This window comes from Arthrobacter crystallopoietes BAB-32, from assembly GCF_000328305.2.
Lineage (GTDB): Bacteria > Actinomycetota > Actinomycetes > Actinomycetales > Micrococcaceae > Crystallibacter > Crystallibacter crystallopoietes_A.
This window is the reverse complement of sequence record NZ_ANPE02000036.1, coordinates 1-7555: the sequence shown is the minus strand read 5'-3', so window position 1 is coordinate 7555 and position 7555 is coordinate 1. Positions and strand designations below refer to the sequence as shown.

At 67.4% G+C, this 7555-nt stretch carries 8 protein-coding genes; 1 reads left to right on the top strand and 7 read right to left on the bottom strand.

Annotated elements, in window-relative coordinates; translation table 11 throughout:
• Positions 1-163 precede the first annotated feature (163 nt).
• The 3 genes from D477_RS00935 to D477_RS00925 form a co-directional block, all read right to left on the bottom strand.
• Positions 164-718 (bottom strand): RNA polymerase sigma factor, encoded by a 555-nt coding sequence (locus tag D477_RS00935; protein WP_005266379.1) that lies wholly within the window; start codon positions 716-718, stop codon positions 164-166.
• Positions 719-1017: 299 nt separating this feature from the next.
• The gene (locus D477_RS00930; RefSeq protein ID WP_005266377.1) at positions 1018-1824 is read right to left on the bottom strand and encodes a carbon-nitrogen hydrolase family protein; all 807 of its coding nucleotides are present in this window, start codon (positions 1822-1824) and stop codon (positions 1018-1020) included.
• Positions 1825-1945: 121 nt separating this feature from the next.
• Positions 1946-3235: an adenylosuccinate synthase gene (locus D477_RS00925; RefSeq protein ID WP_005266372.1), complete on the bottom strand. Its 1290-nt coding sequence runs from the start codon at positions 3233-3235 to the stop codon at positions 1946-1948.
• A 277-nt stretch (positions 3236-3512) separates the two neighbouring features.
• Here D477_RS00925 and D477_RS00920 point away from each other — a divergent pair, with 277 nt between their 5' ends.
• Positions 3513-4385: a DUF72 domain-containing protein gene (locus tag D477_RS00920; RefSeq protein ID WP_005266370.1), complete on the top strand. Its 873-nt coding sequence runs from the start codon at positions 3513-3515 to the stop codon at positions 4383-4385.
• 33 nt (positions 4386-4418) lie between these two features.
• Here the strand turns inward: D477_RS00920 and D477_RS00915 are convergent, their stop codons facing one another.
• From D477_RS00915 to D477_RS00900, 4 genes are all read right to left on the bottom strand, one after another.
• Positions 4419-5045 carry a thymidine kinase gene (locus D477_RS00915; protein WP_005266369.1) on the bottom strand — a complete coding sequence of 209 codons (627 nt, stop codon included), beginning with the start codon at positions 5043-5045 and terminating at the stop codon, positions 4419-4421.
• Positions 5046-5327: 282 nt separating this feature from the next.
• Positions 5328-5747 carry a DUF3151 domain-containing protein gene (locus D477_RS00910; RefSeq protein WP_005266367.1) on the bottom strand — a complete coding sequence of 140 codons (420 nt, stop codon included), beginning with the start codon at positions 5745-5747 and terminating at the stop codon, positions 5328-5330.
• Positions 5748-5749: 2 nt separating this feature from the next.
• Positions 5750-6772 (bottom strand): class II fructose-bisphosphate aldolase, encoded by a 1023-nt coding sequence (gene fbaA, locus D477_RS00905; RefSeq protein ID WP_005266353.1) that lies wholly within the window; start codon positions 6770-6772, stop codon positions 5750-5752.
• Between the two features lie 126 nt (positions 6773-6898).
• Positions 6899-7528, bottom strand: a complete 630-nt coding sequence (locus D477_RS00900; protein ID WP_043845105.1) for a TrmH family RNA methyltransferase — start codon at positions 7526-7528, stop codon at positions 6899-6901.
• Between the last annotated feature and the right edge of the window lie 27 nt (positions 7529-7555).

Sequence of the window (7555 nt, the reverse complement as noted above, 5' to 3'; positions counted from 1 at the left end):
TTGGAGGCGGCCGCCGGCCCGAAGAAGGCGGCCAGCTCGGCCGACGGCGCAGGGGCCGGACCGGCGCCCAGGTCACGGAGCGAGGCCAGGGCTCGGGCCAGTTCCATGCTGTCCCCGGTTCCGAACAGCAATGCATCCAGCTCGTCTTCGGGCCGCTGCGTATTCATCGTGCCTCTCCTACTTGGCTGTCCATGACAAGATCCTTCAATTTCGCCAGCGCCCGGCGCTGCAGTTGCTTCACGGAGCCCTCGGACTTGTCCATGATCCGGGCCACCTGGTCGATGGGCAGGTCCGCGATGATCCGCAGCGAGAGCACCTCGCGCTGGTCCGGATTCAGCGCTCCGAGCAGCCATTCGACGTCACTGCCGAGGCCGGTCAGGGCCAGCTGTTCCGCCGAGGCGCTGGTCCGGACGTCGGTGTCCGGGTCGTACTCGGCCAGCTGCGGCTGGCGGGACCGGCTGCGGGTCGCATCGACGGCGCGGGCGTGGGCCACCGAAAACGTGAACGTCCTCAGGCCCTGGACGCCGCCGGTCACCGTGCCCAGCTTCCGGAAGACCGTGAGGAAGACTTCCTGGGCGGCCCCTTCCGGGTCCTCGAGTCCCTTGGTCTTCAAGTAGCCGAGCACCTGGGGCGCCAGGCTGCGGTAGATTTTCTCGGCAGCCGGCCCGTTTCCGGAGACAGCTGTTGACAGGTCCTCGTCTGTCAACGGTGCGTCCACGGATGGTCCTTAGCGTCACAATTGGTGCGGCGACCCTAATCATAGCTGCGCTCATTCCACCGTGTGCCCGGTGCTGCTTTCCGGCACGTGCCGACTGTGCGGATACGCGAGGCCGCGTCGGAGCTCGTTGGGGGGAAGCTCCGACGCGGCCTCTACATCTACGTAATCGACGGGGGCACCGCGAAAGTTACGCTCGGGCCAAAAGTTTTTGGAAAACTTTTCGGCGGGCCGGAAAGGCGGCGGTCAGGGTGCCGCGACAGGCCCGGCGGCACCGCTCCGGCCACCCAACGCAGCGGCGGTTAGTGCGCTTCGACGACCTCGACGGTGCTGGCCAGCCGGCGGTTGCGCAGCACCGGGAGGAACTCGCGGACCTCGTCGATCCGCCGGCGCGTGACATCCACGGTCACCACGCCGCGCGGCTCATCGTTGAGGTAGTCCTGCACCACGCCCATGGGATCCAGGACGGCCGAATGCCCCACGGTGTGGCTGCTGGAGGTGCCGGCTGCGGCGACCCAGCAGGTGTTCTCGATCGCCCGGGCCTTCAGCAGCGTCTCCCAGTGGTCGATCTTGTGGTCACCCTTGAACCAGGCCGCCGCCACACAGATCAGGTCGGCGCCCTGGTCCGCCAGCCCGCGGGCCATCTCCGGGAAGCGGAGGTCGTAGCACGTCATGACCCCGACGCGAAGGCCGCCCAGGTCGAAGAGCTTCAGTCCGCCGTCGCCCGCTTTGATCCGCTGGGACTCCTGGTAGGAGAAGGCGTCATAGAGGTGCAGCTTGCGGTACGTGTCCACAATCCGGCCGGTCTCGTCCACGATGACCAGCGTGTTGTACGGCCGCGCCTCGCCGCTGGATTCATACCCGCCGGCGACCAGCGCGATGCCCGTCTGCGCGGCGATGAAGGACAGCTGCTGGACGAACGTGCTCCAGTTTTGGTCCACGGCGGCGGCCAGTTCGCCTTCGACCTTGCCGATGGTGAACATGGACTCTTCCGGGAAGAGGATCAAGCCGGCGCCCGCGGCCTTGGCTTCCTCGGCCAGGCTGCGCATGACCGAGAGGTTCCTGCTGACATCTCCGGACGGATCGAACTGCCCGACACTGACCTTCATTGGAGCGCTCCCCTCTGCTGGCGGTTGTCCAACCAGACTACCCAAGTCCGGCAGCCGGGGCGCAGGGGAGCGTACGACGGCGGTGCGCTGCGGCTTCGCTGCGCACCGCCGTGGAGCGCGGCTACTCCGCGATCAGGTCCCGCACCACGATGGTCTGGTCCCGGTCCGGGCCCACGCCGATGGCGGAGAATCGCGTGCCGGACATCTTCTCCAGCGCCAGCACGTAGTTCCGCGCGTTCTCCGGCAGGTCCTCGAGGGTCCGGGCCGTGGTGATGTCCTCGGTCCAGCCGTCGAAGTACTCGAAGATCGGCTTGGCGTGGTGGAAGTCCGTCTGGGTCATCGGCATCTCGTCGTGCCGGACGCCGTCCACGTCGTAGGCCACGCAGACCGGGATCTTCTCGATGCCGGTGAGCACGTCGAGCTTGGTGACGAAGTAGTCGGTGAAGCCGTTGACCCGCGAGGCATGGCGGGCCAGCACCGCGTCATACCAGCCGCAGCGGCGCGGCCGGCCGGTGTTCACGCCGAACTCGCCGCCGGTCTTCTGCAGGTACTCGCCCATCTCGTCGAACAGCTCGGTGGGGAACGGGCCGGCGCCGACGCGCGTGGTGTACGCCTTGATGATGCCGATGGAGCGGTTGATCCGGGTGGGGCCGATGCCCGAACCGACGGAGGCGCCGCCGGCCGTCGGATTGGACGAGGTCACGAAGGGGTAGGTGCCGTGGTCGACGTCCAGGAAGGTCGCCTGGCCGCCCTCCATCAGCACGACCTTGCCCTCGTCCAGCGCCTGGTTCAGCACGTAGGTGGAGTCGATGACCAGCGGGCGCAGCCGTTCGGCGAAGGAGAGGAAGTACTCGACGACCTCGTCGACCTCGACGGCGCGGCGGTTGTACACCTTGACCAGCAGCTCGTTCTTCTGGCGCAGCGAGCCCTCGACCTTCTGGCGCAGGATCGACTCATCGAAAACGTCCTGGACGCGGATACCCAGCCGGGCGACCTTGTCCATGTAGGTCGGTCCGATACCGCGGCCTGTGGTGCCGATCGCGCGCTTGCCAAGGAACCGCTCGGTCACCTTGTCCATGGTCTGGTGGAACGGCGCCACCAGGTGCGCGTTGGCGGAGACGCGCAGGCGGGAAGTGTCCGCGCCGCGGGCCTCGAGCCCGTCGATCTCCTCGAACAGCGCTTCGAGGTTGACCACGCAGCCGTTGCCGATGATCGGGGTGGCGTTGGGGCTCAGGATGCCGGCCGGAAGGAGCTTCAGCTCATACTTCTCGCCACCGACGACGACGGTGTGCCCGGCGTTGTTGCCGCCGTTCGGCTTCACCACGTAGTCCACTCGCCCGCCGAGCAGGTCCGTGGCCTTGCCCTTACCTTCGTCGCCCCACTGGGCCCCGACGATCACAATTGCTGGCATGGGATCCTCCCCCATTCGATGCGGCGGGAGCCTGTTGGAGGACGGCCCGCCGGCAGCCCCTGCCACGCATGAGAACGCCCCGCACTCCAGCCGGAGTTCTGGGGCTCTTACCTGCCAAGTTTAGCCGATTTGCCGGCGGCAACCGGAATTCTGTCCACAGCCGCCGTCCTGGTGACGGTCCATGCCGGCTCCCCTTCCCGCCCGTGGACCGGCTGAAGGACACCCAAAGAGCCCCGGAATCTGGCGGTCCCCTCCCGCCTGCGGTAGCGTCCGGGGTGTGGCGGCAGAGCAGCCGGTGGCACGGATCGGCATTTCCGGGTGGCGCTACGCCCCATGGCGCGGCACCTTCTACCCCAAGGGCCTGCCCCAGCGGCAGGAGCTGGAGTACGCCGCCCGCCACCTGAATTCGGTGGAGATCAACGGCTCCTTCTACTCGCTCCAGCGCCCCTCCAGCTGGCAGCAGTGGCGCGATGCCACACCGCCCGGGTTCGTCTTCGCGGTCAAGGGTGGCCGCTTCGTCACGCACATGCAGCGGCTGCGCAATGTGCGCGAGGCCCTGGCCAACTTCTTCGCCTCCGGCATGCTGTCCCTCGGCGCCAAACTCGGCCCGTTCCTCTGGCAGACGCCGGAAAACCTGTCCTATGATCCCGCCGTCGTCGAAGAATTCCTCGCCCTGCTGCCCAAAACAACGACGGCGGCGGCGCGCCTTGCATCCGACCACACCGACAAGGTCAAGGACCGTTCCTGGTTCGACGTGACCGAGGACCGGCCGCTGCGCCATGCAATGGAGGTGCGCAGCCCCACGTTCATCGACGACCGGTTCTACGAGCAGCTGCGGCAGACCAACACGGCGCTCGTCACCGCGGACAGCGCCGGGACCTGGCCGATGCTCCACGAGATCACCGCCGACTTCACCTACGTGCGGCTGCATGGCAAGGATGAGCTCTACGTCAGCGGCTACCGGGACGAGGACCTGGACCACTGGGCGGAGACGGTGCGCGGCTGGCTGGACGGCTCGGGCTGTCCGGACGGCAAGGGCCGGGACGCCTACCTCTACTTCGACAACGACGTGAAGGTCCGCGCCCCCTACGACGCCATGGGCCTCGCCGCTCGGGTAGCCGGGCACAGCCAGGGCGGGCCGGCCGCGTAAGGTGGACGCCGCCGTCGTTAGCCCTTGCGAAGCTCAGGCGCCGAGCTTGCTGCCGGAGGCCTCCAGGTAGCAGGTGCCGCAGAGCGATTCGTACCAGACTTCCTCGCCGTCGATGGCCACCTGCTCGCCGTCGAACACGATCTCGTCGCCCACGCGGCGGGTGTTGAAGACGGCCTTGCGCCCACAGCGGCAGATCGTCTTGAGCTCTTCGAGCGAGTGTGCGATCTCGAGCAGCCGGCGCGCGCCGGGGAAGGCCTGGGTGCGGAAATCCGTGCGGATGCCGTACGCGATGACCGGGACGCCGTCCAGCACGGCGATGCGGAAGAGGTCGTCGACCTGCTCGGGCTCAAGGAACTGCGCCTCGTCCACCAGCAGGCAGGCCACCGGCTGGACCTCCACACGCTCGAGCAGCGCGTCCGGATCCTCCCCGGCGGCGATGCGGCGGAACTGCTCGCGCACCGGCTCCCCCGGGCGGATCACGAAGTCCGCCTCGCGGGTCACGCCGAGCCGGGAGACGATCTCGTTGTCGCCCTTGGTGTCCACTTGCGGCTTGGCAAGGACCACGCGCTGGCCGCGCTCCTCGTAGTTGAACGCAACCTGGAGCAGCCCGGTGGATTTCCCGGAGTTCATGGCGCCGTAGCGGAAATAGAGCTTGGCCAACACAGTCCTTTCAAGCAGTCCCGCTCGATTCTAGTGGTCCGCAGGAAGCGGCCGCGCCCGGCCAGGCCCTCCGCCTGCCATCTGGATTCTGTTGGACGTGAGTCTGGAATCTGTTGGCCTTAGGTCTGGAATCTGTTGGCCTTTAGTGGCTGGATTGGCGCCGCAAAATGGCTTCAAAGCAGCCACTACGGGCCAACAGATGGCCGTCCGGCGTGAGCGTGAACTGAAAACGGGAGCTGCCGTTTGGGGCAGCTCCCGCTTTCAGGACAACGGTTTGATCGCTCAGGCGCCTTCGATAGCGGCCTTCGCCGACGGGTCCGACTCGTCGAGGAACTTGTTGATCCGGTCGACTTCCTCGCTCTCGCCGATGGCGGCGGCAGCGCGGCCGAGGGCATAGAGCGCGCGCAGGAATCCGCGGTTCGGCTCATGCTCCCACGGGATCGGGCCCGCGCCCCGCCAGCCGGCGCGGCGCAGCGCGTCCAGTCCGCGGTGGTAGCCGACGCGTGCGAAGGCGTAGGACTCGACGGTGCGGCCTTCGCCGAAGGCCTCATCGGCCAGGATGGCCCAGACCAAGGACGACGACGGGTGCTTGGCTGCGAGGTCGATCGCTTCGTCCCCGGCGTCCAGGCGGGCCAGCACGTCAGTCTCTTCCGGCAGCTCCGTGGCGTCCGGGCCGAGCAGGTTCTTGCGGTATTCAGCCACTGCTACTTGACCGACTTTCCGGCCGAACCGAGCTGCTGCGCGGCCTCGACCACGCGGGCGGCCATGGACTTCTCGGCGGCAGCGCCCCACACGCGGGGATCGTAGGTCTTCTTGTTCCCGACCTCGCCGTCGATCTTGAGCACGCCGTCATAGTTGGCGAACATGTGGCCGGCCACCGGGCGGGTGAAGGCGTACTGGGTGTCGGTGTCCACGTTCATCTTGATCACGCCGTAGGAGACGGCGTCGGCGATTTCCTGTGCGGAGGAGCCGGAGCCGCCGTGGAAGACCAGGTCGAACGGGCGTTCCTTGCCGATCTTGGCGCCGACCTCGTCCTGGATCTGCTTCAGCAGCTCCGGACGCAGCTTGACGCCGCCGGGCTTGTAGACGCCGTGCACGTTACCGAGGGTCAGGGCCGTGATGTAGCGGCCCTTCTCACCGGTGCCGAGGGCCTCGATGGTCTTCAGGCCGTCGTCGACCGTGGTGTACAGCTTCTCGTTGATCTCGTTTTCGACGCCGTCTTCCTCGCCGCCGACGGTGCCGATTTCCACCTCGAGGATGATCTTGGCCGCCGCGGTGCGGGCCAGCAGGTCCTCGGCAATCCGCAAATTCTCCTCCAGCGTCTCAGCGGAGCCGTCCCACATGTGCGACTGGAACAGCGGATCCTCGCCGCGCTTGACAGCCGCCTCGGACTCGGCCAGCAGCGGCAGCACAAAGCCGTCCAGCTTGTCCTTCGGGCAGTGGTCGGTATGCAGGGCCACGTTGACCGGGTACTTCTTGGCCACCTCGCGGGCGAACGCGGCGAAGCCCAGCGAACCGGCAACCATGTCCTTGACGCCGGCGCCCGACCAGTAGGCCGCACCGCCGGTGGACACCTGGATGATGCCGTCCGAGCCGGCGTCCGCGAAGCCCTGCAGTGCAGCGTTGAGCGTCTGCGACGACGTCACGTTGATGGCCGGGTAGGCGAAGCCGCTGCTTTTGGCGCGGTCGATCATCTCGGCATAGATCTCAGGGGTTGCAATGGGCATGCGGACTCCTTGATAGAGAGACAAGTTCTTCGAGGACTTCAGGCCTCCACGTCCCATCCTAGCCAGCGCCACCCGTCCGGCGACATGGAGAAAGAACTGTGAAGTTCCGCCTCGCGGCCCCGGACGCTAGACCTTCTGGCTGAACACGTGCCGGCGGACCCACGCGTGCATCGCGATGGCCGCCGCGGCGGAGGCGTTGATCGACCGGGTCGAGCCGAACTGCGCGATCGACAGCGTCGCATCCGCGGCCTCGTGGACCTCCGGCGTCAGCCCCGGACCCTCCTGGCCGAAGACCAGCACGCAGTCCGCCGGCAGGTCGTAGGTCTCCAGCGGCACCGAATCCGGGAAGTTGTCGATCCCGACGATCCGCAGCCCCTCGCCCTGCGCCCATGCGACGAACTCTTCGACGGTGGGGTGGTGCCGCACATGCTGGTAGCGGTCGGTGACCATTGCCCCGCGCCGGTTCCACCGCCGTCGTCCGATGATGTGCACTTCCTTGGCCATAAACGCGTTGGCGGTCCGCACCACCGAGCCGATGTTCAGGTCGTGCTGCCAGTTCTCGATCGCCACGTGGAAACGGTGCCGGCGGGAATCGAGGTCCGCCACGATCGCCTCGTGCTTCCAGTACCGGTATTCGTCGACGACGTTGCGGGTGTCGCCGTTGGCCAGCAGCTCCGGGTCCCAATGATCGCCCTCGGGCAGCGGGCCCTCCCACGGACCCACGCCGACCCGGTGGCCGGGCTGTTCCTCGGGCACGGGTACGACGGCGGCATCCGCCTCGGG

What these genes read in the sequence shown, in the direction of transcription:
- D477_RS00930 (WP_005266377.1), bottom strand. Translation starts at nt 1,824, where the DNA reads ATGAAGGTCAGTGTCGGGCAGTTCGATCCGTCCGGAGATGTCAGCAGG.
- D477_RS00925 (WP_005266372.1), bottom strand. Translation starts at nt 3,235, where the DNA reads ATGCCAGCAATTGTGATCGTCGGGGCCCAGTGGGGCGACGAAGGTAAG.
- fbaA (WP_005266353.1), bottom strand. Translation starts at nt 6,772, where the DNA reads ATGCCCATTGCAACCCCTGAGATCTATGCCGAGATGATCGACCGCGCC.